Here is a 24,523-nt window from a genome sequence, read left to right on the forward strand (position 1 = left end):
GCGTTGCGCGGTCCAGAGTCCAACCGAGCCTTGCGCTCAGCCGGTAAGTAGCAGGGGCAAACCATCACGGTTGCTCTTGATGGTGTTGCAGTTCAGGTGCGCGAGTTGAACGTTCGCCGGGTCGTGGATGCCGCCCTTAGTGAGCGCCACCACATGGTCGAGACTCGGACTCAGCGGGTGCGGCCACTCAGTGGACGCATCGACGGAGCCCCCGCAGATGCCGCAGTTCCATTGGTCGCGTTCGGCGATCTCGGAGAAGCGGACGGGGTTGCCAGTCGATGCCGCCTTCTTGAGGGCCCGCCTGCGGTGGTAGCGCTCTTTGCGAGCGTCATTCCAAGGCTCGCGTTGCTGGCGTCCATCGGCCCGCGACTCGCGATTGTAGAGCAACTTGCCGTGCTTCTCGCAGCAGCAGCGCTGAGTCTTGTACTTGGGGGTGAACTCTTGCTCGCACTCTTCGAGGGCGCACACGCGCTCAGGGTAGGGTTCCGCCACGCGCTGTCCGTACGCCACTTCCCGGCAGAAGCTGGAGCAGTACTTCGCGTCACCCTTACGGCCCGACATATCTGCCTCGCATTGCATGCACGGGCGTTCCGCTCGCGACCTCAGCGACGCTTCCCGCCGAGCCGTCGCTGCCAGAGCGTTGTAATAGCGGGTCGAACAGGCTCGGGAGCACCACACTCGCGGACCTTTCCGAGGGGAGATCGAAGCCGCGCACCCGCGACATTTAGATGCGAGCCGAACCGCGCAGGCGTCACACGCGCGCCTGGCCCTCCCCCGGTGCGATGGGACTTCATGGCCGCAGCGAGCAGTACGCGTCTTCACTTGTGAATCTCCTGAGGAATGCGAAAGCCCCGACGCTCAGGAACGTCGGGGCTTTCTACCCGCGGGGATCAGCCACGGGATGATCATTAATTAAACGCGAGAGGACTTCTGAACCCGCCCGGCAGACGAAAGATCTCCCCCGCGGTCCTCTAGCGTTTCCGCAGGTCAGGGGACATGCCCCACGTCTTCGCAGGTCAGCGGCTTGTGTTGTGGCGGCTGAGGTCAGGTGGCGAGAAGCCCAGCGTCTGCGAGGACGAGGCAGAACACGCCGGCGCAGAACAGTGCGGCGACCCACGACTTGTGGATGACAGCGACGACGGAAGCGACACCGAAACAGATGAGGGCAAGGAGTACGAACAGGCTGTGGGCGTTCATGTGCATCTCCGTTTCCTGCACTGATTACGTACGGTAGGTATCAGGTCCGACGATCGGGAGACTTTCAGCGGGAAATGTCACCGAGTGTGATCAGCTTGCGTGCCATCCGCCTGGTTGGTCACGGGCAGTCCTGCGTGAGTGATGCGAGTGGGACAAGGCCCTCAGGTTCGCCGGATCGTGGCCACGTGGACCCTTTGGTCCGAGGCCGTCAATGTGGTCCACATCCGTCGCCTGCGGCCTGTCAGTCCACGGCAGGACCTCGCACTCGCCGCACTCGCAGCGCGGGTGCTGGGCAAGGTAGGCGTTCCGCGTGTTCTCCCAGCGGGAGTCGTAGCCGCGCTCGTGGCGGTTGCCGCGCCTAGCCTCGGCCTCACTTCTACAGGCCGCACAACGGCCATTCGCCGTCAGGGATGCACAGCCCGGCTTGGAGCACACCGTGAGGCTCTTGCGTGAGCCCATCAGGCGTCCGAGATGGTGAGCCATCCCCAGATGGCCGTACGGGTCTTCGACGCTACGGTGACGCGGATCTTGTAGAACCAGGTGCTCGGCGACCCCATCACCGCGTCAGGAAAGTCCAGGCGGACGGTTCCCTCTCCCGCGTCCACGACCGTGACGCCGTCGCCCTGCTCCAGTAGGTGAGCGGTGTCGTCGTCGTCCTCGACGTGCTGGGTGGGCTTCACGATCGCGAACACCGTGGCCGAGCTCAGGTCGAACAGGCTGCCGTCCGAGGTGATCGAGAAGGTGGCTGCCCCATCGTCGTCCTCAGTCAACGTGATGTTGATCGCATCAGGCACAGCCACCTCCTACAGGAGTCGCCCACCAAGACCAGCGGAGTAGATGTGCGAGCCGCCCAGCTCGTTGACCGAGACGAGCGAGCCCCCAAGGTGGGTGGTGATGTCGCCGTCGCCAGTCGCCCCGCCTGTGACGGTCAGCATGCGCCCTGTGTTAGCTTCTGTGGCCCTGCCGAGAGTGACGGTTTTCGCGAGGGCCAGCGGGCGGGCTGTAGTGGCTTCTGAAGCCACGGAGAGAACGACGGCCTGAGAGGTATCGACGGTGAGTGTCCGCGCGGTGTCGGCCTCTACAGCGCGCCCCAGGGTGATGCTCTTGGAAAGCGTCACCAGCCGGGCGGAGTCAGTGTCCGTGGCCGGGCCGAAGAGGACCGTCTTGGCCGCGGTGAACGGTTGGGCGGTGGTGGTGTCCGTGGCCCTGCCGAGGGCGACAGTCTTGGTGATGCCCAAGGCGCGAGCGGAGCTGGTCTCCGTGGCCTGGGTGGGCGTGAACGCCTTGGAGACGGTCAGCGCCCTGCCAGAGTCGGTTTCGGTGGCGCGGCCGAGGTTGATGACTTGGCCGACCGCGACAGTAGACGCCGTGTCGGTCTCACCAGCACGGCCCAGCGTGAGCGTTTTGGAGACGGTCAACGGGCGGGCGGTGGTCGTCTCTGATGCCCGTCCGAGGGTGGAGGGGGCGCCCACGGTGACCGCGGAAGCGGTGTCTGTCTCCTCAGCGCGGCCGAGGGTGATGGTCTTGGCGAGGGTGAGTGCTGACGCCTCGTCTGCCTCAGCCGCGCGGCCGACCGGCAGAGCCTTGCCGGCGGTGAGCGGTCGCGCCTCGTCTGTCTCGCTTGCCCGGCCGATCGCCAACGACTTGCCGACGGTGAGCGGCCTTGCCTCGGTCGTCTCGGCCGCACGACCAACCGTCAGCGCCTTGGCCGGCGTGACCGTCCCCGCGGTGTCGGCCTCCGAGGCGCGGCCGACGGCCAACGCCTTGGTTGTGGTCAGCGCCTGGGCGGTGCTGGTGTCCGTTGCGCGGCCCAGCGCAATGACCTGACCACTGACCAGGGCGGAAGCCGTGTCGGTTTCGCTAGCCCGACCCAGGGTGAGGGTTTTGGTGACGGTGAGCGGGTGGGCGGTGTCGGCTTCGCTGGCGCGGCCCAAGCCCAGGATCTGGGTTTTGGTGACGGTGAGCGCGCTTGCGGTGTCGGTCTCCGCTGCCTGGCCGATGGCTACGGTTTTGGTGACGGTCAGCGCTCGCGCCGTGTCCGCCTCGACAGCTTGGGCGAGGTTGACGGTGGTCCCGCCGCCGCCGGACGCGGCCAGCAGCGCGACAGACGCGGTGACCACGCCGGACGACGCAACTGAAGCGGTCGAGTTCGGTGGGGTGACGGGGCTGCCGGAGGTGTTCGTGGTGGCGAGGCCGTCGTCGGCGGCCTCGGTGATGGTGCCGCCGGACCCGGTCGCTGCTGACCCGGTGTCGCCGCGTTCGGTATACCCCGAGGGTGGGGTGATGTTCGTCGACCCGGTCGATTGACGTTCCCCGAGCGCGGACAGGATCACGCAGCCAGCCGACGTAGGGGTGACCGCGGGGTGGGCGTGGGAGGTGACCGCGGTTGAGGTTTCCTGCCGGAAGGCGATCGCGTTGACGTAACCCGAGGAGGCGCAACCCCGGTAAATGACCAGAACCGCGGACTGGCGGTTCGTGCCGTTCATGACCAAGCCGGTGTTGCCCGACTCGGAGCCGGTGCACACCTTCGACAGGACGCGGAACCTCAACGAGCCCTGGGCGCTGTTCTGGGAGCCTTCTACTGTCCATCCGGCGGGGTCAGTGACGGTGTTACCGCTGGAGGAGGACCAGAAGATGATCGCCACATCGCCCGAAGCCGGAGCGGAACCCCCGGCGGGCCAGGCGACGTTCAGGGTGGCGGTGTTGGCGCCAGCGGTCGCGCCGGAGACGTAGGAGATAGCCACGCGGTCGCCCTCCTGCGGGGAGGAGTGTTACGAGGCGCGGGCGAATCCGCCGGTCGGGATGGTCGCGTTGACCGGGTTGCCGTCCGTGGTGAGGGTGATGTCGTGGAACGTCAGCGGGATGATCGTGGTGTCGTCCCCGCCGGTCGTGTCCGGATCGTAGGCGATGATGAGCTTGGCGAGCGTGTTGTTGGAGGCGCCGCCGAGGCTGGTGTAGGAGAAGTCATCGGCGTCGATGTCGACGCGGTTGTTCGTGTCGTCCACCGTCACCGTGACGCCACTCAGCGTCTTACGGGTGTAGCTTGTGGCGTCGCACTCGTCATTCGTCGAGGCCAGCAGCGCCGACAGGGTGTCATGGTCGCGCAGAGTCGCGTCGGCTTCGAGGCCGGACGACTTGAGCAGGACGACGATCAGAGCGTCGTTCGTGGCAGGCAGAGAGCCGTAGTAGGCGATGCGGCCCAGAGCCAGATTGAAAACACCGTCGGCCATGGCCGCGGCCTCCTCTGTAAGAGTTGAGGGCCGCGTGGCCCCAGGAATGAGCAGGTAGGTCAGGGAGTGCAGGGGACGTTGGCGAACCCAGTCCCGCCGACGACGGTGTTGTTGCATCGCACGATCGCGGAGACGTAGGCGGCGTCATGGATGCGGAACCCCAGCCCGGTCGCACCGGGCGCGAGGGTCGCGGTGTTGCCAGTGAACTCAGCGCGGAAACCCCAGTCGCCCAGGCCGAGTTTCGTCAGCTTGTTGCGGTGCGTCTGGTAGCCGTCGTAGGTCGAGCCGGTGCAGGTGTTGCCGGAGATCAGCCAGTCGTTGCCCTTGATGTCGGCGCAGGAGTCGCCGCCGTCCTCGGTGAGCGAGGCGGCGTCGAGCTGGTTGTCGGCGACCAGGCCGTTCGTGGTGCCCTCTTTGACGTCGATCGGCTCGGCCGTAGTGCTGTGGATGACGTTGCCGATCACGGTGTTGCGATCGCTGCGGTCGGGTTGTCCGCCCGTCAACGCGCTCCAGTTGGCTTGCGCGGAGCCGATGTAGACGCCCTCGCCGAACTTGTCGCGGCGGTGCCCGGTGGAGAAGATCTCGTTTCCAATCACGGTCGAGTCGGTGGTGTTCGACCTCAGGTGGATGCCCTCGTCGCCGAGGTCATAGACGGTGAGGCCCTCGATGGTGACGTGGTGGGAGTCGTCGACCACCACGCCCTTTTGGGCCCAGGTCGCCGTGAAGCCGTACAGATGCCAGTACGAGGCGCCGTCCAAGTGGAGCGCGTAGGAGCCCTGGTGGCCGTCGTTCGTGAGCTGCGCTCCCAGGCCGCCGCACAACCAGATCGGCGCCTCGGCCGTACCCGGGGTGCTCGCGGCCCAGTTTCCGTCGTACGTGCCGTCCTCGACGCTGATCACGTCGCCCGGCTGCGCACCAGCCAGCGCGGCGGCGAGCTGCCCAGGCGTCGCCACCGTCACCGTCGCAGACGGGCACACAGTGTCCGCGCGGGCCACACCAGCCCACGGAGCCAACCCCAGCATGAGGGCGGCGGCAGCCAGCAGACGAACAGGCTTACGGTTCAACGAGAGATCTCCGAGGTTCAGGCATGCGAAAGGGCCGCCCGGATGGACGGCCCTTCAGGGGTGCGGCTTATTTGATGAGTAACTGCGGGCGAGCGGCGTTCAGTGCTCTAGCCTGCGGAAAGTTATTTGACGGTCATTTGATGGCGCGGGTCAGTCGGTGCTCCATGGCGGGACGAAGTCCGAAGTCGGGCGCTCAGCGGCGCCGTGCCTCCACACCCATGAGCGCTCGGGGATGACGTCGGCCGGAGCGGGAGTCCATGGGCGGCGGGCCATCTCTTCAGACCAATCGAGGATCTCGCCGACGTCATCTCGCCACGGGCTCACGGCCACCACCCCAACGTCTGCCATACGATGCCCGTCACTCCCCCGAACGGGAGGATCACCAACACCAGGAACAGCGCGTTGAATGCCCACGTGGGCAAGTCCAGGCGGGCCAGCGGCCAGCCGACGACAACCGCCCACAGCAGGCCCGCCGCGAGCATCGCCAGCCATACGCCGAAGAACTCCGCGATCGGGTTCTCGGCGGTCACTCGGTGCTCCATGCCGGGTCGAAGTCGTCGTGATCGGAGGCCGGGCGCGCGAGGACCTTCAGAAGTCGGTCAGCGACAGGGATACAGCGTCCCCACTCGCCTTCGATCACGCTTTCCATGTACTCGATCTCAGGCAGCACGTCATTGAGGATGCGCCGCTTGGACTCGATATCGCGGAGATCCTGGCGGGCGCGGGCGTCTTCCTCGTCCCACAGCGTGGAGCCCATACGGCGGGCGCGGGCAGCAGCGTTGCGGTCGAGAGTCTCCTGAGCCTCAGCGGCAGCCTCGTCCTGGCGGGCGCGGAGGAACACGGCGATCGGGTGCTCGGTGGTCATGGGCGTGCTCCCTGGGGGACGGGAAGGAGGTCAGGCGGGGTCGTAGATATCAGCGAGGTCGTCGGCCGAGATCGGGTAGAACCCGCGCGTGCCGCGCTTCACACCCTTGACCACCCACTGGCCGGAGTAGACGGGCACCCACGCGTTGCGTACCCGATCGAACACTTCAGCGGTCGCGTCAGGGTTGGTGCCCCGGTCTTTGGGCGCGATCGGAAAGAACGCGTTCTCTGTGAACTCGATCATTTGGCAGAGGTTGTCGCCCGTCCACTGGAGGGCTTCGATCTCTACGGGGCGCTTACGGAAGCGAGGCACGCGGCTCTCCGTGGGGGTTGAGGAGGTGGTGCCAGGCGGGCGCGCCTCCAGCGAAGGCCTTCTCCTGGATAAGTTGGCCGAAAAGACCGCCCGCCCGGGTAGTGCTCGGCCCGACCGCGCAAGTTGTGGACCTGTAGGGTCGGGCCGAAGTTCTGTGATCTTGCCGGACCCGGCAACGTGATCTTGTGGGCATCCGCAAGATCACGCCCGGGGTACACGCTGTCGTGGGCTACTCGATGGAGCGGCGCGGACGAGGCGGGTTGATCACCGCGAGGTCCAGCGTGCCGTGCTCACCGAGTGCCGCATAGACCCGCTTCCACGCGTGATCCACGCCCTTCTGCGTCAGGCGGGCGTACGTCGTCAGCAGCATGCCGCGCGTCTTGGTCTCGTAGTCCTTGGTGTTGTTCTCGCACCATCCGACCTTGAGAGCGTGCGCGGTGGCCTGCCCCTTCTCCGACGTGTTCGCCCGGATGATCATCCCGATGTAGCCGAGGAAGTCGAAGACCTGATCCTGCAACACCTTGATCCCGCGAGGCTGCGCCCACTGCTGCACGTTGCGGGCGAAGGTCCGGACCGTCACCACGCCGCCAGCCCCGGCGTAGGTCTCAGCGAGCGCGGCGGCGGGCTCCAACTCGGCGTTGCGCTTCCGCTGCTCCAACGCGTCCTGACTCGCGGCGGTGACCGCCTGCCCAAGCTGGGCGATCAGTGCGAGGACCGTGGGGTCCATGTTCGTCAGGTCGGGGATGAACGCGCCGGGAGCAGCCACCTTCCCCGGGGCGGTGTAGCTTCCCTTGTCGTCGATGCTGGGCATGACGTCGTCGGCGAGCCATTCGTGGACTCGGTTGGCCCCGGGAGCCTTGCTCTTCATGAGGAGTCGGTTCGCGCCTTCGCGGGTGAGGAAGGTGCGGTTCGGGTTGCCGCCAGCGCGGGAGGTTCCGTAACCGGGAAGGACGGAACCCGCTTCGCGCACGTTGAGCGTGATCCGCTGCGCCGGGGTCGTCCAGTCGGCGACTGCCTTGCGGGGGTTGGAGTGGAGCAGGACGCCACACAGCCCGACCGACTCCACGTAGGTGGTGCCGTTGACGGTGGCGGTCAGAACAGGGTGCCCATCGAAGTGGGCGACATCCCAGAGGGGCGGGCCGTCGAAGAACTGGAACTCCAGATCCGAGCCCCGGTTGTCACCTTCAGGACCAAAGGAAGTACCGTTGTCCATTGTCGATCTCCTCAGTAGATCGGCCGTCCCCGGGAGTGTGTCGAGCACTCGCCGGGGTTCTTCATTTGAAGAACTCGCTTCCCAATTGTCCCAGATGTGTTATTGGCGTGCGCGCAAAAAGGGCGCCCGGAAGGGGAATATGTGGACACTCTGCTCAAGTGAATGGTGAGTCGCTGTGCAACCTACACAGTCTTAGGCCACGCTCACTCGGCGGAGGAAGTGATCGGGGTTCTTCTGGAACCTAGCCAGGTCATCGATGTAGTTCCGCAGCGCCTTCGATGGGCGGAACCACTCCGTGCCGTGGATGCGCGTCTTGCGAAACCTGCCATGCAAGCGACCTTCAACAGCACGCCCACCGGGTTCGGTGGCTAGCAGCTCGACGGGGCCAACCGTCATTCCGGCTGGCATGCTCGACCCCTTGCTGATCGACTTCAGGCGGTTGGCAAGGTTGGTCGTCGTGCCTATCTTGATGAGCCCTTCGCGTTCCACGAAGTAGACCAGGGACGCGCCTCGTTCCGGGGTCACCCGGATCTCGTTCCCTCGGGCGATCATCTGTTCGACCAGGTCGCGGTCGCTGTATGCGATTCCTGCAGTTCTCAACGCCTGCTCCAAAAGGAGGCGGTACAACTGCGGAAGGTCTTCAGGCCATGCCCGGAAGTGCTGGTAAAGCGTCTGATCAGAGAGTGTGCCCTGGCGGTGGCGCCAGCAATGTCCCCCGATCACGGCAAGGTTGTCGCAGCGTCCTGGCCGACTGGCGAGGGCGACTACGCACCGCTCTTCACGGTTCCAGCCATCGGCATCTCCCCGCACTTCGCGCCAGTCGCATTCCAAGCAACCTATGATCTTGGGCTCTGTGCCCGAGAAGTCGATGAGCGCCTTGCTGTGGCTGATGTAGTTGCGGCACTTCCATTCCATGTGCGTTCTCCAGGAAATGCGAACGCCCCGAGCCTGGAGACTCGGGGCGCTCTACCTGCGGTGATCAAGCCGCAGGGTGATTACGGGGGTTGTGGGCGCTGCCATCACGGCAGCGTTGATCCGCTTTCGCGGAGGTTCTTGGGGGCGGGTCGCTGCCCGCTACCATCCGTCTGGGCGGTCTCGGCTGGTCTGCAACACCTCGCCGCCCTCGCGGGCGACGATCTCCAGTCCTGCCTCGTCGAGGTCGAGCAGGATGTAGTCCACGAGGGTTTGGAGGTAGTCGGGTTGTGCAGCGATGTCGGGGTTTTGGGCGAGCGTGCTGGCGATGACCTGCCGGGCGGTCCTCCGCTCGGGTGGGCGCCTGCTGCCAAGGGCGTAGCTGAAGACTCGCGCCACCTTGGCGGGGTCTACGCCTTCCGGGAAGGAGGAGATGTGAACGACTGGCGCGAGGTCGCGGGTCTGGCTTCCCCGGTGACGGCGGAACCACCTCACGACGGGTCCAAACGAGGCCAGCCTTCGGTGAGCGCCTGAAGGCTTTCAGCCGCCACATCCGCCGCATGCTTGGCGGGCTCGGCATACCGGTCTACGACCTCAACCGTCTGAGGGACGATGACGAACGTCTTCGCGCCGCACTGCCGGGCGAACTCGCCCAGCAACTCCTTGTGGATGTCGTCCTCGGCCTGGTCGATGACGAGCGCGAACGGCTCTTGGACGTCATCGCCGACGACGACGGAGGGCAGGGGAAGGATCTGGATGCGCATCAGCTCATCACCCGCTTGGCGAAGGTCGCGTAGGTCTCCTCGGTAGCGAGAGCGCCCACGTTTGGGTCGGTGCACACGACGAACCCGTCCATCTCAGTGAACGTGCAGGTCTGCACGCTGAACCACCTGCCGTGGATCGTCTCCCCGCGAGGGAGCCCCGCCTGATCGGTGATGCGGTCGCGCGGCACCTCGAAGTGCTCCTTCGTGGTGTGCATCGGCGTACGCAGGACGGCGGTGCCGTCGTTCTGCTCGTACCAGACCTGCACATCGAATCGGCCCGTGGGTGCGCAAGCCTCAGCCGCGCGCCGTTCCCGCTCCGCGACGAACGCCGCGAACTGCTCATCGTGCTTGGCCTTCGCCCGGTCTTTGTCCCATGTCTTGAACCGCACCATGAAGCCGGAGGTGTCGTCCTCGTCAGGACGATCATCGAAGCTGGCTGGGTAGGTCTGAAGGGTCGGCGACTGGTTGTGGTCCTTGACCCATGCCACGACGTAGCGGTGCCGCACTTCAACCGGTCCTTGGTGGACGTCCATCTCTAGAACGTTGTCTGCGAGTTCGTACGCCTCGGCGTCCGTCATGTTCTCGAAGGCGTGGAGTAGCTGGTAGCCGTACTCGCCGGGGTATCCGCTGGTAGCTAGGTAGACCTTCATGGTGGTCTCCAGGGGGTTGGAGGGGGAGGTTGTGGCCCGGCTCTTCTCCGCGACCCCCCGCACAGGAGAGCCGGACCACGGTGCGCGGCGAACAGTGTTCGTCGGGGGACTCCACGTTCGGCGTCGCGCGGCACACCCACCCGCCAGGAAGGGTGTGCGTCTTGGGGGTGGCGGTCTGGCGCCTCGCGCCGGAACCAGACCGCCACCAAGGCTCGACATGCGCCACGGGGAAGCGCGCACGGAGCCAGCGCCCTCGCCAGAGGGGCGCATCTCGGAATGTCTAAGGGTTTCTAGGCCGCTGCGCCGGCACGAACCGCGGAGCGGATCTCGTCACGCTCTTCCGGGGTGGCCGGCACCGGCTCGCCGAGGTGGAGCTGCCGGGCGATGGTGGCGAGGTCACGCCAGTCGTACCAGGCGGTCTTGCCTCGCTTGAGGAGCTTGCGGGCATGGTGGCGAGACGCCCACACGCGGACGGTGGACTCCGGCTTACGCAGCCGGGCCGCGGCGTCAGCGATCGTGATGCGCTCGGGCCTGTCCACGTGGACCACCCCCGAACATGCAAAAAGCCCCCGGCACCTGAGGTGTCCGAGGGCTGGCAATTCCACGATCAATGCCGTTTATAACAGGTCAACGGGCAGAACGCCAATTTCGGCGCGCCGGATCGTTCAACCCCAGCTCCTTGCGGACTTGCCCCATGTAGGCGTCGAACGCAGCAGACACGGGAGCGGAGTCCGCCTTGCCGTCCGTGCGCACCCACTCTTTGAGGCGATCCATGACGGTTTCCGCCGCTCGGAAAGTGGCAGGTAAGGCGAACATTTCAATGGTCATGAGCAGTATGGGCAGTTCGCCGAACACACGATGGTCGTAAGCCGAAGGAGGCTCCCGCGTGTAGTCGGAGTCCTCGACAGCCTCGCGGAGTTCCTTAACCGCTCGGGCGAATGCCAGGTGGGCCGCGCTGCGCTGCTCGACCTGTCGGGCGCGTTGATCACGTTTGCTCTGCAGCAGGTGGGCGACGAAGTGACCGACAATGCCAGCGAGAACAGCGAGCACTCCACCAAGGACGACGTTGCCCATCATCTCTCACTTCGAAGTGGGGGGTGGGGACTCTCTTCTCATGCCCGCCGAGACAGCAGATCATCCTTAGCCGAGGCCGTGACCGTACGGCGGCGGGCGCCGGACTTCTTCACGACCGCGGACTGCTCGTCCGTCAACTCCCTGTACGTCTCGGCGTTGTAGTCCTGCCCACACTGGCGGCACTTCGCGCCGACGAACTGGCCGTCTTCGAGGATCTCGTACAGCTCACAGAACCCGCAGTAGCAGGGGATGCCCTCCAGGTGGCGGGCGCCTTTGGTGGTTTCAGTGAGGAACGCTCGGCACCGCCACGCGAGGTTGAGCACATCCAGGCCGGCGTCTGCTCCGCCGAGTTCGACGAGTTCCCCGTCGCGCATCATCGGCTCCGCTTCCAGGGCGAGGAGTGCGTCGAGGTGGGCGGCGAGGATCGTGTACGCCTGCGTGAGGATGGCTCCGTCACGGCGTCGGCGTGAGGTGGTGGTGTCCAAGTCCGACAAGCGGGCGACGCGACGAACCCGTTCTTCCCATGAGACGAGCGTCGACAGGAGCAGCCGGATGAGTTCGTCAGCTTGGAGCGACACAGGGACCGGGGCGCTCTTGGAGACGGACACGACCGGGCCGCCTGTGGCCTGTTGGGATCCTCCGAGCTCCATGTGGACGCGCACGAACAACATGGGCAGGTCGTTGAGGTCTTTGGCGATGACGCCGCGGTCTGAGTCACAGAACGCCCGCGGTGTGAGAGCAGGGAGGCGGACCGTTTTACCGTTGGCGGTCTCGATGCGCGGGTCTGAGCATCGGCCGGCGCGGGCGCATTCGCGGAGGCCGTCGTCGTTCCAGTGGCCGTCGTCGGCGTTCGGGTCGGAGTGAATCCACGCGGGCATGATGGCCTCCCCTTGGTCGTACTCTTGGGAAAGCCTCGTGGTGATGGTGGGGCTGGCGATGTTGGCGGGCGGTCCTCCGTGGGCGCGGAGGGCCGTTGCCGTTGCTAGCGCTCGGCGGGGCTGAGATCTTCCCCGCTTTGCTCCAGAAGCCACCGCCCGGCGTCGGCGAGGTCTCGGCGGTCCATCCGTGCGGCCATCGCGATCAGGTACGCCTCACCTGAGCGCGGACCCCAGTGGACCTCAATGGGCAGGCGCGGGTGAGAGACGACGAGAGACAGCGGAGACTCGACCACAATGCGCCCCATTGTCTCAGGCGGGCAGAGGGTCATGATTCCTTCGGTGCCCGATTTTGGCGGTCGACGATGATCTGGTCGGCGTCCATGACGATCTGCCCATCCGGCCCCTTGACCGCGACCGGGGAGCGTTCAGCGGTGCACCAGCCGTCGTACAGGAAGGCGAGCGCGTCTTCGAGCGAGGCGTGGGTCTCTTCGAACTCGCGCTGGTAGCGGAAGAACACCGACGTCCACCGCTCCCCCGAACGCTCAGAGGCCACGCCTTCGGCCAGGGCAGCGCGAACCGCTTCGAGGGGACATCCGTCGTCGCAGGTGACCTCTTGGCAGAGCGGGCAGCACGCGCCGTCCCAGTCGATCTCAACCTGTTGGGCGATCCCTCGGAGGTCATCGCTGATGGGGTTGCCTTCGTACTGGCCTGCGATGACCCGCAAGGTGGCAGCCACGATCCGGGCTGTGGGATCAAGGTCAGCGCTCACGCGTCCTCCTGCTGGTCTGGCGGTCGCGCCCACACGACCATCTTCACGCTCAAGCTGTCCCCGTACATGAGGGAGTCGTCGCTCTGGGCGGGCGGCATGACCACGTGGGGCGGCTCGACCGGAACGAGTCCCTGCCGTTCCACCTCTGCGAGGATCCACCGCCGCGCCTCTGCGACGACATCGCCGATCGCGTCACCGAAAGGCGTCTCCTGCTCCGCCGCAGACCACGTGAACTGGTCCTCGCAGGGAGCGGGCGAGGTGGCGGCTTCGAGGCTGCGGGCTGCTTCGGGGGCGAAACGCAGCCCGTGCGCGATGGCCTCGGCTGCGGCAGCGGCGATCTCTTCGGCCCTCACGTCTCCTCCTCAGTGATGCCGTACCCCTCAGCGAGAAGGCGGAGCGTGGTGCAGGGCGCGAGGACGTACGGGGCGACGAAGCCCTCAGGGAGTACACCTGCTTGCCCAGTAGGCGGGTGCCACTCGGTGAACGCGGCGTTCTGGCAACGACGGCAGCACAACGCCTGCCCCTTGCCGTTTTGGTCGTGCGGCCATTCCACGTTTCGCCAGTAAGGGGCGTGCTCGTCCAGGATGCGCCGCTTGGCTTCGACCTCGCGGAGCACACGGGCGGGGTCGTGATGGACGAGGTGTTCAACGTCCTCGGGTGATGGGCCGCCAACGAACGCGCCATCGACTGCGTCATCAAAGAATTTCTGGGCGGCCTTCTTCGCCTTACGTTCATCTTCGTCAAGGCGGGCGCGTAGCAGCGCGCTCAGCTTCTCGCCCGTTTCTTCCTGCTCTGCAGGATCCGCAGCTTGGGCAGGCTCTTCGTCATTGTCGCCCGGCTCCCATTCGGTGTGAACAGCCGCTACTTCGTCGAGGTCGAGGTACCTCAGCCGGGAGTCTGCCTCAACGGTTCCGGCCCAATCCAGAGCGGTCAGCCCGCCGAACGAGTTACGGCCGATCTTGTACTCATCGACCTGGACACTGATCTGTGTACCGGACCTGAGAGTGACGATCATCTTCACTGGGGGTTCTCCTCGGGGGTGGCGATGGTTCCGGGCAAAGCTCCTACAATCTCGACTCCGAGGAGGCGCCCGTCCTCGTCGAGGTCAGCGTTCACCATCGCGAGGATCTCGATCGTCTCAGCTACTCCACCAAGCGGGATCGAGGTAAGCGCCACGTACGCGGCGCCGGCCTCCGGGTCGTAGGCGAAGGTGGCGGGAATCTCGATCGAGCTCATATCGCCTCCAAGGCGGCGATGGTCGGGCATCCGGTCTTGCCGCAGGAGCACACCCCGTCGTTGACGCACGGGGTGGGTGTGCGGTCCAGGGCGTGCCCGTCGATGTGGCACCAGTGGACGTGGTGGAGGTCCCGGACGCGGTCGATCGCCGCCAGCGTGGGGGCGGCGACGTCCAGGAAGACGTCCACCGCCTGCTCCCGGGTGAGGCTGAGCCCTCCGCTCTCTTCTTCGAGAGCAGCGACGCAGCGGGCGCGGAGGTCGTCGAGCGTCATCACGGGCATTCACTGCCTCCTCGGTCGGGTCGAATCCAGTGTGCCCGTGCCGGCCCGTAGGAGGCGGGCCGACAACGACGTCAGGGGCGGTTTTCTCCGAGCACCAGGAACGCGCACCGCAGCGCGTACTTGTGTCTGTAGTCCGAGTGTCCAGAGGCGCCGCGTTCAATGCGGAGCACCTCCTCCAGCGTCGCGGGCGGACGCTCGGCTTCGGCGCGGATGCGGTTGACGAGATCGAGCATTTGCTCCGCCTCCCAGAGGACGAACGCGGGCTCAGGGCCGTACGAGGTGTCCACGATGTCGGGGCGTTCGTCTCGGTGCTGGGAGAGTTCACGCAGGTGCGTGAGGAACTGGTCTCGCAGGGCGATGCGGGTCGTCAGGTTCGACACGGCTCAGTTCTCCTCGTCGTTTACGATCGTCCACTCGGGGACAGGGCGGGACACCACCACGGCGTCCACGGGAAGGTTCTGGCGGGGCTGCCACACCCGCGTGTCCGCCACCATGCGGCGAGCCTCACTCAGCCCGGGGTCGCCGGTGCCGGTGAAGTCGTACTTGACGACCTGCTTCTCGATGCCGTCCGTGTTGGTCCAGGCGGTGAAGCGGCAGGCGTACTCGATCCGAGCGGCCGGGGCAGGAGCTTCTGCCTTTGGGCGTGAGATCGGTCCAGCTTCCCTGGAGCAGACGGGGCACATGCGTGTGCCGCCGCAGCGGGCCCTGTACTGAGGGGTGGGCAGGGTGGGAGTGCCGGGGCCGTACCAGTGCCCGTGAGACGTGTATGGCATGGGTCAGTCCTCCTCGGTGGTGGTGGGGAGCAGGAACGCGAGCCGGTTCGCCATCTCCAACTCGGCAGCGAAAGACGCGGCCTCCCCGGCGTAGTGGACCAGGGCGCGTCCGTCTCCGCTGAGCATCGCCGTAGCCGGGTCGGTGTCGAGTGCGGCGGCGAGGACGTCGGTGAGTCGCTGAACCTCGGTCAGGGCGCGCCGGAGGTTCATGGCGGCGGTGGTGTGCTCGCTGCGGTGGCCTCGGGTAAGAAGCACATCAGGGAGGCGAGGGTCGGTCATCGGGGGTCTCCTCAGGGGGTCAGGGGCGGGTGAGGCGGCGGAGTTCGGCGAGCCCAGCGAAGAACGCGGAGACGAACTGGCGGGGGCTACGGGGGATCAGGTGCACGGCGGGCTCCGATCGAGTCAGGGGGTGGGGTTGGTGCCCTTCCCGCGCCACGAACGCGGAGCCCGCCCGAAGCGGGAGAAGGGCTGAGCAGGTCAGGGCGTCATCTCGTCGATCATGTCGAGAGCCGACTGCAACTTGAGGATGAGCTCCCGCGCCGTCTGCTGGCTGATCGTCATGCCAGCAGCGTGTCCCGGAGTGGTGGGCGCCATGAAGTCCAGAGTCGGCTCTCCAGGGGCACTGGCGAAAGGCGGGGCGATCTCGACTCGGACGGGACGCTGGTTCATGCTGGCTTCTCCTTGCGGATCGGTGGGGGCGGTCTGGGCGCTCTCTCTTGCGTCTGAGGCTGTCCGACCATGGGCGTCGAAAGAGAGAGCCGGGCGCTACGGGGCGACGTGGCCGATGCGGCGGACGATGTCGATGGCCCAGTCGACGTCATTCAGGAACCTGCCCCGCTCGGACTTCGGGCGGACCGCTGCGTTCTCGGGGTAGCCGCCGATGACGCGCTTGATCTCGGCGATCATCTCCTCGGCAACCTGGCGGCGCTCGTCGTCCCGGATCGCGCGGCGCTTCTGCCACTCCGCGCAGTAGGCGCACGGGCAGTCGTCGTCGTGGATGCCCATGGCGAAGGTCAGGGCGGCGTCGTTGAGCTTGGCGGGGTCGCTCTCCCCGTCCTCGGCGGACAGCGCCGGGTGGACCTCGCATCTGAGGACCCGGTCGGCGAGCGAGAGCAGGTCCTCTGCCGAGTTCTCCGCGTCGACCTTGGCGCACTCGAAGGGGTCGGTGGCGCCGTAGATCTGCTGGCGCTGGGCGGGGTCGTCGGTGATGTCGTACTCGCCGGTGATGATGAGGCGCACCTTCATGGTCTCTCCTACGGGTCGTGGTGTTGGGGGTCTGGTCTGAGTGCTCTCTCTCGCTTCCGGGGCGTGTCCGACCAGAGATGCCGGAAGAGAGAGCCGGGCGCTACTGCTTGAGGTTGTTACGACGCTCCAGCTCCCAGCACCAAGAGCAGCAGCACAGAACGAAGTGACCTTCGGCGGCGCGGGCCACCCGCTCGTCGCTGGCTTCGGTCAAGGCGCTCATGTCGGTGTTCTCCTCTGGGGGTAGGGCGGGTCAGGTGGGGGTGAGCGTCACTTCGTGATGAACGGCCCAGCCCATGCGCTCACTTGGTCGCGGAACACCAGCACGAACACCAGCACCGCGAACGGCACCGCGAGCAGTCTGAGCACGCCGGGCCAGGTCTGAATCTGCCGGTTGAACCACTTCTCGAAGCCGGGAAACAGGCGCACCGTCGGGGCGTCTTCGATGTTCGCTGCCCAGTGCTCCGTCTCGGCGTACCAGCGGGCGCGTGCCGCCCATCGGCGGGCACCGAGCCGGGCAACAGCAGCACCGGCCAGCGCTGCCGTTGCCGCTCCGAGTAAACGCGGTTCGTGTGTCGTGAACCACGTGATCAACGACGTGATCGCCCCGCTGATCTGGACGTACACCGCGCCCTGCCGGAAGCGCGACATGCGGTCGGCTTCTCGCTCCAACCTGTGCATCAGGGGGTGCTCCTTTCCGGGGAGGGGGTGGCCCGGGGGTTCTCCCCCGGGCCAGAGGTCGTCTACTCGCCGCGCAGGATCGCCAACGTGGCCAGGTAGTCGGGGTGGGTGTCGTGCATGGTCTGCAAGCGGGCGGCGGCCCGCGCCTGGTCCACCGTGCCGGGGTAGGTGAGGCGGCGGAGGGGTTTGCCGGTCTCCGGGTCGCAGACGTGGACGCGCTGCAAGCCGAAGCCGTCCTGGGTCTCCTCGGCGGGGACAGGGCGGGCGGTGGAGGTGGTCATTGCGGTTCTCCGGTTCGTTCAGGCGGGTGAGGAAGGTCGGTCTGGTCGGTTGGTTTGCCCGCTGCTCCGCCCCGAACGGAGCCTCAGACAAACCAACCGGTCAGGGGGTGCTCTCCAGGAGGGCGAGCAGCTTGTCCATGTCGTCAGCCGATATCGCGAGCATGTCCGGGCCGGTAAGGACGCTGGACTGGGTCGAGCTGACGCCAAGCTTCTGGAGTCGTTTCTGCTGGGCGTCAAGGCTGGCAGAGTGGGCCTGCTTGCGCTCTCGCGCCTGCTCGTGAGCGTCCAAGGCGTCCTGTATCCGCTTCTCATGCTCGGCGTAAACCTCCTCGAAGGGGCCGACCACCGAGGTCAGGGAAGTGAGGACCTCGAACTCGACGCCGTCACCGTGGTGCGTGGACGTGGCTGCCTCGAAGTCGGCGAGGGTGACCTTGGCCAGCTTGTCGGCGGGGCCGGTCGCGATCGGGTAACCGATGTCGGATGCGGAGTAACCCTGGCCGCGCTTCGGCTTCGCGCTGGGACACGTCGCCTTCAGGAAGGCAGGGGATCCGCCCCGCCGGTGGTGGCGGGTGGTGCTGTACAGGTGGTCGGAGTCGGCGGGGGCGAGGAAGACGACCGCTCGCAGGCTGGCGTACTCGCTCCGGCCCCGCTGGTGGGCGTAGACGGTTCCCGGCTGGATGTCCTTGGCCTTCATGGTGTTCTCCGATCGTTCGGGGCGGGTCTGGTCGGGTGGTCTGCAAGCCGCTCCGGGCCCTGGAGCGGCACACAGATCAACCGGTCAGGCGGCGAGTTCGTCCTGCCCGTCCTCGGCGTGACCGGCCGCAGCTTCGAAGTGAGCGGCGCTGCTCCGCAGGTTCGGCAGAGCGGCGGCTGCACGCTCGCGAGCGGCCACGAACGAGTCGCCGTCGACGTTCTCCAGCGTGTCGCACGCCTGCTCGGCGACGTCGGCGGCGCGGCCCACGATGTTCTCCAAGCGCGACAGCAGGAACGCGAGGTCGACGTCCGGGGTGCCGTCTTCGTCGCCCTGGAGGGCGGTGAGGAGGTCGCTCAGCGCGTTCTCGGCGCGCAGGGCGAGCGCGATCGGGTCAGCGTCCGTGGGGGTGATGACGCCAGTGCAGGGGCGGGTGTCGGCGATGAGCTTGGCGAGCATTTCGTTCCCCTTCGTTCATTTAACCTTGTGGGTTCACAGTATCAGAATTAACTCTAGGGGTACAAGGTTTTTTGTGCGAAACTCTGAGGGACCACGAAAGGGCTCCCATGACCACCGACAGCGACCACACCCACCAGCAGCGATTCCGCCTCCCTCTCGTCTGGTGGAACACGTACAAACGGGTCACGGACCGACTCGGAACGAATCGGACCGCCCGACTGCTCGCGCTCATCCGCGACGACATCGAGAAACACGGCGACGAGCAGGACCTCGAAGCGCTCGCCCAAGGAGACGCCGAACTGGCCGAACGACGAGCCCGCAAAGGTGGACGTCCCCGCAAGCAACCCGAGGAGTAGCCCTTCACTCCTCCCCCTCGTCGAGGAGGTCGCCCTGCCCGTCGACGGATCCGCCGGCCCGAGGGCGAAACGACGGACCCCGGCGGCGTGGCTCCGGCAACAGGCCGCGTTTCTTTGCGCAGCACGGCCCGTACCCTCGGGCGATCGACGCCGGATCAGTGAGGGTCTTCGGGCACGCCCTACACCGCACAGCGCGGGGCGTGCCCTCCTCAGGGGCGAACAGCGTCACCGGGGCTCCGGCGGCGGGTCGAGGAGCGCGAGAGCGGCGCCAGGTGCACACTCCCCCGGCATGTTCACGATTGTCTCCGCGATCAGGTCGGCCATCTCAGGGTTGGTGGCGGCCAAGCTGCGGGCCAGAGCGGTGACACGGGCGAGCGCTTCCTGCGCGCCGTTCAGTGCTTCCTCGGCCTTCTCGGCGCGTACGGTCTCGGCGTAGGCGGAGTCCAGCGTCGCCGCGCACCCTTTGCAGGTCGTGAACCAAGTGATCGTGTTCTCGTACTCAAGGACGGCGGCGCGGGCGGTCTCCAGTTCCTCGTCTCGGACGGCGAGGATGGCGTCTACGTGCTCGGCGAATCCCGTCTGCGGCGACATGCTGCGGCTCAGGGCGTTGGCGTACCGCTGGCGGAGGTCGTCAGGCATTGGGCTTCTCCTCGGCGTCAGGAGCGGTTCTCGCGGTGTACTCGCGCCAGTGCTTCGTTTGGAAAGACTCCGGGAGCAGCGCATTCAACCGCTGAGACGCAGCCTCTAAGGCGTGTACGGCGCTCTCCAACTCCGCCCACGCATCTCGGAGTTCCGTGTCGTCGGCGGGCAGGTGATCTGCGGTGTAGCCGTCTTGGACGAGGGATGCCACTCCCACACCGTCAGCGGCGTCAGCGAGAGCTTGACGGGTCGGGAACTCCGGCTCGGGGGCTTCCGGTGGGAGGTCAGGCATCGGGCGTCTCCCGGTCTCGGAGAGCGTCAGCAACCGTGTGGCCCATGCACGTCATCGTCGGAGCGAACTTGCGGGCGACGGCGAGGGCGGTCTCCTCGTCGAAGCGGTGCGCGGCCAGCCACGCTTGACGGCTCACCTCGTGGGCGGCGAACTCTTCATCGGTGACGGGTTCACGTCCGTCCTCCCAGTGATGGCCCCACGACTTGACGCCGTCGGCGTTCAGGCAGGCGCCGCTGGACTTGACGACCCATTCGCCGCCTCCCCGAGACTCGACAGCCAGCGTGTAAGCAGGGGCGTTGAGGTCATCCTCAGGCAGACACGAAACCTCGTAGCGGGTGACGCGAACCTCAGGCTCAGGGATCTCAGGCATCGGCCATCTCCTCGTTGAAGGCCAGGAGCACCGCGGCGTGGCAGTGGTCCGGCTCGCCCGGCTCCGGGAGCGGACACCAACACGCCAGGTCTCGGCCGGCGAGCTCGTCGAGGTTGAGCATCAGGTGGGGTTGCTCGATCAGCCAGTCCTGGTAGAGGGCTGATGCCTGCTCGGCGGTGAAGATGGACAGCGCGGTAAGGCCGTGGGCGCCGCCGGGCACGGTGCTCGCGATGTAGGGCCACAGGTCGGAGTCGCGGGTGATCTTCTCGCGGATTTTGAAGGGGTTGCCCCACTTCGTTCCGCGGCCCACGTAGGTTGCGCCCTCAGGCATTCGCCAGCCTCGGGTGCGCTCGCGCCTGATGCGCTTCGGCCGCTCAGCGGACATCAGAACTTCCACCACCCGTCGAACCCATCGGGGATGTTCGGGTAGTTGGCGAGCATCGGCCGCAGCAAGGCGAGATGCTGCTCGATCACGGCCGGTTCCTGCGCACCCCAGTAGCGTTCGCCGTCCCACCGGCCGTCGCAGTCGCCGCCGTACCGGCCATCGGTGTGACGCTCCAGGAACTCCACCGCACTGGTCGGTGCGGTGTCCTGGAAGTCCCAGAGGGTGCCGATGCAGGCGACCGTCACGCCCTTGCGGCGGCGGAACCACACGGCGCCGATACGGCCCCGGTAGGACGATCCTCTGGGGGTTTCGCGCAGGCCGCCGCGCAGGCTGGTCAGGTCGACGGCGTAGGGGCGGCGGGAGATGAGAAAGCGGGTCTCTCGGATCATCGCGGGTCCTTTCGGGGTGCCCCGCCCAGACACGAAGAGCGGGGAGGAAGGGTGGTAGGAAGAGGTCAGCCCCAGTACGAGCACAGGACCCAGCCGGGCTTCTCCTGCTTTGGCGTGATGCCCAGCACCGTCAGCGCGGCGGTTAGCTTGTCGTCCCAGCCGTGCTCGATCGGATCAGCGGCCAGCGCTGCAAGGTCGAGCACCTTGCTGTAGCCCCGGCGGACCGTGATGGCCTTCGTTGCGAGGACGTACATCGGGTATTCGCCGTGGCAGTACGTCTTGAACTCGACATCGACGCGGGCTGTTGCCGCATCGTGTCGCTCGGACCAGTCCTCGGCGTCCCAGTCGGCCTCGGCGAAACCCGCATTTGCGAGGAGGTGATTCTTCGCCTGCTCGACGAAGTCGTCCTCGTCGTTGTCGTCGTCGTACCAGGACGGCGTCGGCACGCCGTCCTCGTCGATTTCCAGCATTTTCCAGTCTTCGTCGCGGCCGAGGTCGTAGCCGTAGGCGAGGACTGCGTTCGTTGACTGGCCCATGATCGGCTCTCCTTCGTGATCTTGTTGCGGGGCTGGTGCCTGTCCGGCAAGACACCGGACAGGACAGGAGGCGGGGTCAGCGGGCGGTGGCGGCGAGCTGCTCGACCACGGCGTCCCGCACGTCATCAGGGAGGTTCCACAGGCTGAGCCGCCCAGTGCAGGCGACCGGCTCGGCGAGGAGACGCACGTTGGCGAGCCGCCAGTGGTACATACCGCCATCGCCGCCAACAGCCCACGGGGAGCACTTGTACGGGCCGAACGGGTGGATCTCGCCGAGGTACGCGGGGCGGACGCAGGAGGCGGAGTGGTGGATCTGGTCAAGGTCAGCGACCGCGACGATCGCCCCGGTGGGGAACTCGGCGCCGCGACGATCCAGGGTGGTGCTCGCAGTGCGGCGATCCGGCGTGGTGCGGATGTACTCCCCCCACGCCGTCCAGATCATGTCGCTGTCGCCTCCGGCACGGTCCCAGGTGAGGCTGGCGTGGATCGCGAGCAGGCCCCGGTACTCGGTGGTCCAGGTCCGGTTCTCGACGTCCTTCCCGGCGTAGGTGACCGCGCGGCGGGAGATGGCCCACGCCCACGGCTGCTTGATTGACAGGGCTTTGATCGGGGTGATCATGGCGAGCCTTTCGGGGAGTCAGGGGCTACGCGGGGGCGGGCAGGTCGAGGCCGTCGAGGAACTCCGGCACCTGGTCCCCGTGGTCGAGGAGGACCTTCACCGCAGCGTCAGCGCCGTGGGTGTGGTGGGCGCGGAGAGCGGCGTGGAACAGGTCGATGAGACTCGCGGTGGCCTTCCCGCAGTCGGCGGCGGCGCGGGCTGAACGGACCACGTCGGCGGACACGACGGCGAGCACCGAGTCGGTGATGCAGTCGGGGCACTTCTGGGGTTGCTCGCACTCGGCGTGGATGACGGCCTTACGGATCTGGTTGCGGAGGCCATCGGGGCTGGTCATTGGCGTGTTTTCCGTTCTGGAGTTCGATGAATGGATCTTGATTCGTTAGTGAGTTCCAGATCATGAGCCCAAAGAAGCGCTCAGATCCGCTCAGAAGCGTTGAGTTGTGGAGTCGGAAGCCGTGGACTCGTGAGCCCTGTGCGCCCGCCTACGGCGTTGCTGGGGGCTCTCCCGGAGCCGCTGAGACAGACGGGGCGGGCGGGGCATACGCGCCACACGCGCACCGGTGGTCGTCGTGCTCCTCGGTCAGGTCACACAGGTGCGGCCAGTCCATGCCGAGACGGCAGTCGCCCCACGCTTGATCGCAGTCCTTTGAGGCCATCACGCCGACACCGCCGACTGAGCCGCTGGGAACTCGTCCCAGGTGCGGCCATCGAGCTCGCGGCCGGAGAGCTTCTTGGAGACCCGCTCAGGGATGGAGCCGTGGTCCTCCCAGCATGCGGTCTCGGCATTCCAACGGGAGCCAGCGATCCACCGGTAGGCGCCCCACTGCTTGAAGTGGAAGGCGACCCCAGCGGTCACGCACTGGTCACGCAGGGAGCGCGCCCACGCGGGATGCATCGGCCGGGCGCCAGGACCGGACTCACCGCCGACGATCACCCAGTCGATGACGCTCGGGGCCCCGGTGTACACCACGCCATCGCTGGCTGACTTGACGTCACCGCCCAAGCAGTCGACGAGCGCTCCACCGCGAGCCAGGTTGCGCAGGTCCACCGGCCCGAGAAGCGGCTCGCAGGACAGGAACCGCACCGCGGCCGGCGTCTCCAACAGGGCCGGGACGCGGACATCGGCCCACCGCTGGTCCTCGACGGAGACGCCGAGCCACACGTTCGGGAGCGGCCAGGGCCCGGTGTGCACCCACGGCGGGGCGCCCGTGATCGGCGCCCACTTGCGCAGCAGGGACCGCATGCGGGCGTGCCGCTTCGTCAGGATCATGTACGTGTGCTGCGGAGTTGAGGCCATCGTGGCGAACACCTGGGCGATGAAGCTCTCCGACACCGACTCGTGGAACAAGTCGCTCATCGAGTTCACGAATACGCGGCGCGGCTTGCGCCAGCCGAACGGCTCGTTCAGCGTGCCGCGGTGCTCGGACACTCCGAAACCGGGACCGGACGTCTTCGGGTCGCCGTCGCGCTGGTACTTCTCGGCACCCATGCCCTTGAGGCGCTTGGCCATCGTGAGGGCGTAGCAGTTGTCGCAGCCAGCGGAGACGCGGTCGCATCCGGTGGTGGGGTTCCACACGTGGGTGGCCCATTCGATTTTCGTGTCAGCCATCAGAAGACTCCTTGAGAATTTGATCTTGCGTGGGCCGGTCGGGCGGTCCGGGACGAGACAGCAACTCCGCGAGCACCCCGATCACGGAGACTCGCCATGCTCGAAGCGAGCCCGGCGGGCCGCGGTGTACGCCTCATCGACTCGGCGGGAGATCGGCACTATGCCCGTCTCCTGCGACCTCGTCAGGTCCGCGATCTGCGGCTTCAACCGGCTACGGCCCGACTGGTAGATCACCGCGCCGAGGTCCGGCAGGGCCGCCAGCTCCCAGTCCTGCAGCAGCTCAGTGCCGCCCATGTCCGGGGTGATGTACTTCGGTGCGGCGAGGAACGCGACCTGCGAGTACTGCACGTCAGCGCATGCACAGAACTGGTCACAGGGGGCGTAGCCCTGCTGGGACACCATCCAATGCAGGTGCGCTGAGCCGGGCTCGGGGATCGGGCCGAGGATCAGCACGGTCGTCTCGTAGTACGGGTTCGGCCGGCCGAGGCCGGTCTTGGGGTGGACGGCGTCGCCGAGGAGCTGCAGGTCCAGGTGCATCGGGTCGCCCTTGACCTCAACCCACGTGCCGAGTGTCGGCAAGTAGAAGTCCGGCAGGTAGCGGCGGCGGGAGCCTTCCGGGCCGATCTCATACCCCTGCGGCTCGTACTCCCAGCGGATGCCCAGCGAGTTGAAGAACACGCACCAGCGGGCTTCGAGGCGCGAGCGGAACCGGTGGCCGGCGTACTCGGTTTCGATGGGGGCGATGGTCGTCACTTG

The 24,523-nt window shown here is 66.7% G+C and carries 43 protein-coding genes; 2 read left to right on the plus strand and 41 right to left on the minus strand.

Annotated elements, in window-relative coordinates; genetic code table 11:
- Positions 1-36: 36 nt before the first annotated feature.
- Complete coding sequence (locus ACFFRH_RS37630) at positions 37-468, minus strand: HNH endonuclease (RefSeq protein WP_386162317.1); 432 nt, start codon at positions 466-468, stop codon at positions 37-39.
- A gap of 528 nt (positions 469-996) precedes the next feature.
- On the opposite strand from ACFFRH_RS37630, the gene ACFFRH_RS37635 reads away from it, so the two are divergent.
- Complete coding sequence (locus tag ACFFRH_RS37635) at positions 997-1,221, plus strand: hypothetical protein (protein WP_386162319.1); 225 nt, start codon at positions 997-999, stop codon at positions 1,219-1,221.
- A 434-nt stretch (positions 1,222-1,655) separates the two neighbouring features.
- Here ACFFRH_RS37635 and ACFFRH_RS37640 read toward each other — a convergent pair whose 3' ends face one another.
- The 29 genes from ACFFRH_RS37640 to ACFFRH_RS37780 form a co-directional block, all read right to left on the minus strand.
- A complete protein-coding gene (locus tag ACFFRH_RS37640; protein WP_386162321.1) occupies positions 1,656-1,991 on the minus strand; it encodes a hypothetical protein in 336 nt (111 codons plus the stop codon).
- Positions 1,992-2,000: 9 nt separating this feature from the next.
- On the minus strand, positions 2,001-3,941 hold the full coding sequence (locus ACFFRH_RS37645) for a hypothetical protein (protein ID WP_386162323.1): 1,941 nt from the start codon (positions 3,939-3,941) through the stop codon (positions 2,001-2,003).
- Between the two features lie 27 nt (positions 3,942-3,968).
- Positions 3,969-4,427 (minus strand): hypothetical protein, encoded by a 459-nt coding sequence (locus ACFFRH_RS37650; protein ID WP_386162325.1) that lies wholly within the window; start codon positions 4,425-4,427, stop codon positions 3,969-3,971.
- Positions 4,428-4,486: 59 nt separating this feature from the next.
- Entirely contained in the window at positions 4,487-5,380 is an 894-nt protein-coding gene (locus ACFFRH_RS37655) for a right-handed parallel beta-helix repeat-containing protein (RefSeq protein WP_344747681.1), read from the minus strand.
- Positions 5,381-5,811: 431 nt separating this feature from the next.
- Positions 5,812-6,021 carry a hypothetical protein gene (locus ACFFRH_RS37660; RefSeq protein ID WP_344747682.1) on the minus strand — a complete coding sequence of 70 codons (210 nt, stop codon included), beginning with the start codon at positions 6,019-6,021 and terminating at the stop codon, positions 5,812-5,814.
- Positions 6,018-6,356 (minus strand): DUF6221 family protein, encoded by a 339-nt coding sequence (locus ACFFRH_RS37665; RefSeq protein ID WP_344747683.1) that lies wholly within the window; start codon positions 6,354-6,356, stop codon positions 6,018-6,020. Before ACFFRH_RS37665 ends, ACFFRH_RS37660 begins: the two co-directional genes overlap by 4 nt.
- A 30-nt stretch (positions 6,357-6,386) precedes the next feature.
- The gene (locus ACFFRH_RS37670) at positions 6,387-6,599 is read right to left on the minus strand and encodes a hypothetical protein (RefSeq protein WP_386162329.1); all 213 of its coding nucleotides are present in this window, start codon (positions 6,597-6,599) and stop codon (positions 6,387-6,389) included.
- A gap of 298 nt (positions 6,600-6,897) precedes the next feature.
- Positions 6,898-7,881, minus strand: coding sequence for a phage antirepressor KilAC domain-containing protein (locus ACFFRH_RS37675; RefSeq protein ID WP_344747685.1), 984 nt, complete (start codon positions 7,879-7,881; stop codon positions 6,898-6,900).
- Positions 7,882-8,073: 192 nt separating this feature from the next.
- A complete protein-coding gene (locus ACFFRH_RS37680) occupies positions 8,074-8,796 on the minus strand; it encodes a GIY-YIG nuclease family protein (protein ID WP_344747686.1) in 723 nt (240 codons plus the stop codon).
- Positions 8,797-8,955: 159 nt separating this feature from the next.
- The gene (locus ACFFRH_RS37685) at positions 8,956-9,192 is read right to left on the minus strand and encodes a hypothetical protein (RefSeq protein WP_386162331.1); all 237 of its coding nucleotides are present in this window, start codon (positions 9,190-9,192) and stop codon (positions 8,956-8,958) included.
- Between the two features lie 92 nt (positions 9,193-9,284).
- Positions 9,285-9,557 carry a hypothetical protein gene (locus tag ACFFRH_RS37690; protein ID WP_344747688.1) on the minus strand — a complete coding sequence of 91 codons (273 nt, stop codon included), beginning with the start codon at positions 9,555-9,557 and terminating at the stop codon, positions 9,285-9,287.
- Positions 9,557-10,207 carry a hypothetical protein gene (locus ACFFRH_RS37695; protein ID WP_344747689.1) on the minus strand — a complete coding sequence of 217 codons (651 nt, stop codon included), beginning with the start codon at positions 10,205-10,207 and terminating at the stop codon, positions 9,557-9,559. Before ACFFRH_RS37695 ends, ACFFRH_RS37690 begins: the two co-directional genes overlap by 1 nt.
- Before the next feature lie 290 nt (positions 10,208-10,497).
- A complete protein-coding gene (locus ACFFRH_RS37700) occupies positions 10,498-10,746 on the minus strand; it encodes a hypothetical protein (protein WP_344747690.1) in 249 nt (82 codons plus the stop codon).
- Between the two features lie 88 nt (positions 10,747-10,834).
- On the minus strand, positions 10,835-11,281 hold the full coding sequence (locus ACFFRH_RS37705; protein ID WP_344747691.1) for a hypothetical protein: 447 nt from the start codon (positions 11,279-11,281) through the stop codon (positions 10,835-10,837).
- 38 nt (positions 11,282-11,319) lie between these two features.
- Complete coding sequence (locus ACFFRH_RS37710) at positions 11,320-12,159, minus strand: hypothetical protein (protein WP_344747692.1); 840 nt, start codon at positions 12,157-12,159, stop codon at positions 11,320-11,322.
- A 325-nt stretch (positions 12,160-12,484) separates the two neighbouring features.
- Positions 12,485-12,928, minus strand: coding sequence for a hypothetical protein (locus ACFFRH_RS37715; RefSeq protein ID WP_344747693.1), 444 nt, complete (start codon positions 12,926-12,928; stop codon positions 12,485-12,487).
- The gene (locus tag ACFFRH_RS37720) at positions 12,925-13,281 is read right to left on the minus strand and encodes a hypothetical protein (protein ID WP_344747694.1); all 357 of its coding nucleotides are present in this window, start codon (positions 13,279-13,281) and stop codon (positions 12,925-12,927) included. Before ACFFRH_RS37720 ends, ACFFRH_RS37715 begins: the two co-directional genes overlap by 4 nt.
- Positions 13,278-13,943 carry a DUF6221 family protein gene (locus ACFFRH_RS37725; RefSeq protein ID WP_344747769.1) on the minus strand — a complete coding sequence of 222 codons (666 nt, stop codon included), beginning with the start codon at positions 13,941-13,943 and terminating at the stop codon, positions 13,278-13,280. The genes ACFFRH_RS37720 and ACFFRH_RS37725 overlap by 4 nt, the downstream gene beginning before the upstream one ends.
- A 2-nt stretch (positions 13,944-13,945) precedes the next feature.
- The gene (locus tag ACFFRH_RS37730; RefSeq protein ID WP_344747695.1) at positions 13,946-14,164 is read right to left on the minus strand and encodes a DUF2283 domain-containing protein; all 219 of its coding nucleotides are present in this window, start codon (positions 14,162-14,164) and stop codon (positions 13,946-13,948) included.
- The gene (locus ACFFRH_RS37735) at positions 14,161-14,445 is read right to left on the minus strand and encodes a hypothetical protein (RefSeq protein WP_344747696.1); all 285 of its coding nucleotides are present in this window, start codon (positions 14,443-14,445) and stop codon (positions 14,161-14,163) included. The genes ACFFRH_RS37730 and ACFFRH_RS37735 overlap by 4 nt, the downstream gene beginning before the upstream one ends.
- A gap of 71 nt (positions 14,446-14,516) precedes the next feature.
- Positions 14,517-14,825, minus strand: coding sequence for a hypothetical protein (locus tag ACFFRH_RS37740; protein ID WP_344747697.1), 309 nt, complete (start codon positions 14,823-14,825; stop codon positions 14,517-14,519).
- A 3-nt stretch (positions 14,826-14,828) separates the two neighbouring features.
- A complete protein-coding gene (locus ACFFRH_RS37745; RefSeq protein ID WP_344747698.1) occupies positions 14,829-15,218 on the minus strand; it encodes a hypothetical protein in 390 nt (129 codons plus the stop codon).
- A gap of 3 nt (positions 15,219-15,221) precedes the next feature.
- Complete coding sequence (locus ACFFRH_RS37750; protein ID WP_344747699.1) at positions 15,222-15,497, minus strand: hypothetical protein; 276 nt, start codon at positions 15,495-15,497, stop codon at positions 15,222-15,224.
- 198 nt (positions 15,498-15,695) lie between these two features.
- On the minus strand, positions 15,696-15,887 hold the full coding sequence (locus ACFFRH_RS37755; protein ID WP_344747700.1) for a hypothetical protein: 192 nt from the start codon (positions 15,885-15,887) through the stop codon (positions 15,696-15,698).
- Between the two features lie 96 nt (positions 15,888-15,983).
- A complete protein-coding gene (locus ACFFRH_RS37760) occupies positions 15,984-16,463 on the minus strand; it encodes a hypothetical protein (RefSeq protein WP_344747701.1) in 480 nt (159 codons plus the stop codon).
- Positions 16,464-16,730: 267 nt separating this feature from the next.
- Positions 16,731-17,141, minus strand: coding sequence for a hypothetical protein (locus ACFFRH_RS37765; protein WP_344747702.1), 411 nt, complete (start codon positions 17,139-17,141; stop codon positions 16,731-16,733).
- Positions 17,142-17,203: 62 nt separating this feature from the next.
- Positions 17,204-17,422: a hypothetical protein gene (locus tag ACFFRH_RS37770; RefSeq protein WP_344747703.1), complete on the minus strand. Its 219-nt coding sequence runs from the start codon at positions 17,420-17,422 to the stop codon at positions 17,204-17,206.
- 100 nt (positions 17,423-17,522) lie between these two features.
- Positions 17,523-18,116 carry a hypothetical protein gene (locus ACFFRH_RS37775; protein ID WP_344747704.1) on the minus strand — a complete coding sequence of 198 codons (594 nt, stop codon included), beginning with the start codon at positions 18,114-18,116 and terminating at the stop codon, positions 17,523-17,525.
- Between the two features lie 84 nt (positions 18,117-18,200).
- Positions 18,201-18,572: a hypothetical protein gene (locus tag ACFFRH_RS37780; protein ID WP_344747705.1), complete on the minus strand. Its 372-nt coding sequence runs from the start codon at positions 18,570-18,572 to the stop codon at positions 18,201-18,203.
- Between the two features lie 107 nt (positions 18,573-18,679).
- Between ACFFRH_RS37780 and ACFFRH_RS37785 the strand changes: the two genes are divergently transcribed.
- Complete coding sequence (locus tag ACFFRH_RS37785) at positions 18,680-18,928, plus strand: hypothetical protein (protein WP_344747706.1); 249 nt, start codon at positions 18,680-18,682, stop codon at positions 18,926-18,928.
- A gap of 4 nt (positions 18,929-18,932) precedes the next feature.
- Here ACFFRH_RS37785 and ACFFRH_RS37790 read toward each other — a convergent pair whose 3' ends face one another.
- The 11 genes from ACFFRH_RS37790 to ACFFRH_RS37840 form a co-directional block, all read right to left on the minus strand.
- Positions 18,933-19,208, minus strand: a complete 276-nt coding sequence (locus ACFFRH_RS37790) for a DUF6011 domain-containing protein (RefSeq protein ID WP_386162340.1) — start codon at positions 19,206-19,208, stop codon at positions 18,933-18,935.
- Positions 19,154-19,567, minus strand: coding sequence for a hypothetical protein (locus ACFFRH_RS37795; RefSeq protein ID WP_344747707.1), 414 nt, complete (start codon positions 19,565-19,567; stop codon positions 19,154-19,156). The genes ACFFRH_RS37790 and ACFFRH_RS37795 overlap by 55 nt, the downstream gene beginning before the upstream one ends.
- On the minus strand, positions 19,560-19,859 hold the full coding sequence (locus ACFFRH_RS37800) for a hypothetical protein (RefSeq protein ID WP_344747708.1): 300 nt from the start codon (positions 19,857-19,859) through the stop codon (positions 19,560-19,562). Before ACFFRH_RS37800 ends, ACFFRH_RS37795 begins: the two co-directional genes overlap by 8 nt.
- Positions 19,852-20,229, minus strand: a complete 378-nt coding sequence (locus ACFFRH_RS37805; protein ID WP_344747709.1) for a hypothetical protein — start codon at positions 20,227-20,229, stop codon at positions 19,852-19,854. Before ACFFRH_RS37805 ends, ACFFRH_RS37800 begins: the two co-directional genes overlap by 8 nt.
- Positions 20,222-20,614, minus strand: a complete 393-nt coding sequence (locus tag ACFFRH_RS37810) for a DUF4326 domain-containing protein (protein WP_344747710.1) — start codon at positions 20,612-20,614, stop codon at positions 20,222-20,224. The genes ACFFRH_RS37805 and ACFFRH_RS37810 overlap by 8 nt, the downstream gene beginning before the upstream one ends.
- The gene (locus ACFFRH_RS37815) at positions 20,614-21,003 is read right to left on the minus strand and encodes a hypothetical protein (RefSeq protein WP_344747711.1); all 390 of its coding nucleotides are present in this window, start codon (positions 21,001-21,003) and stop codon (positions 20,614-20,616) included. The genes ACFFRH_RS37810 and ACFFRH_RS37815 overlap by 1 nt, the downstream gene beginning before the upstream one ends.
- A gap of 65 nt (positions 21,004-21,068) precedes the next feature.
- Positions 21,069-21,539, minus strand: a complete 471-nt coding sequence (locus ACFFRH_RS37820; RefSeq protein ID WP_344747712.1) for a hypothetical protein — start codon at positions 21,537-21,539, stop codon at positions 21,069-21,071.
- Positions 21,540-21,615: 76 nt separating this feature from the next.
- The gene (locus tag ACFFRH_RS37825) at positions 21,616-22,158 is read right to left on the minus strand and encodes an ASCH domain-containing protein (protein ID WP_344747713.1); all 543 of its coding nucleotides are present in this window, start codon (positions 22,156-22,158) and stop codon (positions 21,616-21,618) included.
- A gap of 25 nt (positions 22,159-22,183) precedes the next feature.
- Positions 22,184-22,492: a hypothetical protein gene (locus tag ACFFRH_RS37830; protein ID WP_344747714.1), complete on the minus strand. Its 309-nt coding sequence runs from the start codon at positions 22,490-22,492 to the stop codon at positions 22,184-22,186.
- 321 nt (positions 22,493-22,813) lie between these two features.
- A complete protein-coding gene (locus tag ACFFRH_RS37835; RefSeq protein ID WP_344747715.1) occupies positions 22,814-23,767 on the minus strand; it encodes a DUF5131 family protein in 954 nt (317 codons plus the stop codon).
- A gap of 81 nt (positions 23,768-23,848) precedes the next feature.
- Positions 23,849-24,520: a PDDEXK family nuclease gene (locus tag ACFFRH_RS37840; RefSeq protein WP_344747716.1), complete on the minus strand. Its 672-nt coding sequence runs from the start codon at positions 24,518-24,520 to the stop codon at positions 23,849-23,851.
- Positions 24,521-24,523 lie beyond the last annotated feature (3 nt).

Source organism: Streptosporangium vulgare, assembly GCF_042428775.1.
GTDB lineage: Bacteria > Actinomycetota > Actinomycetes > Streptosporangiales > Streptosporangiaceae > Streptosporangium > Streptosporangium vulgare.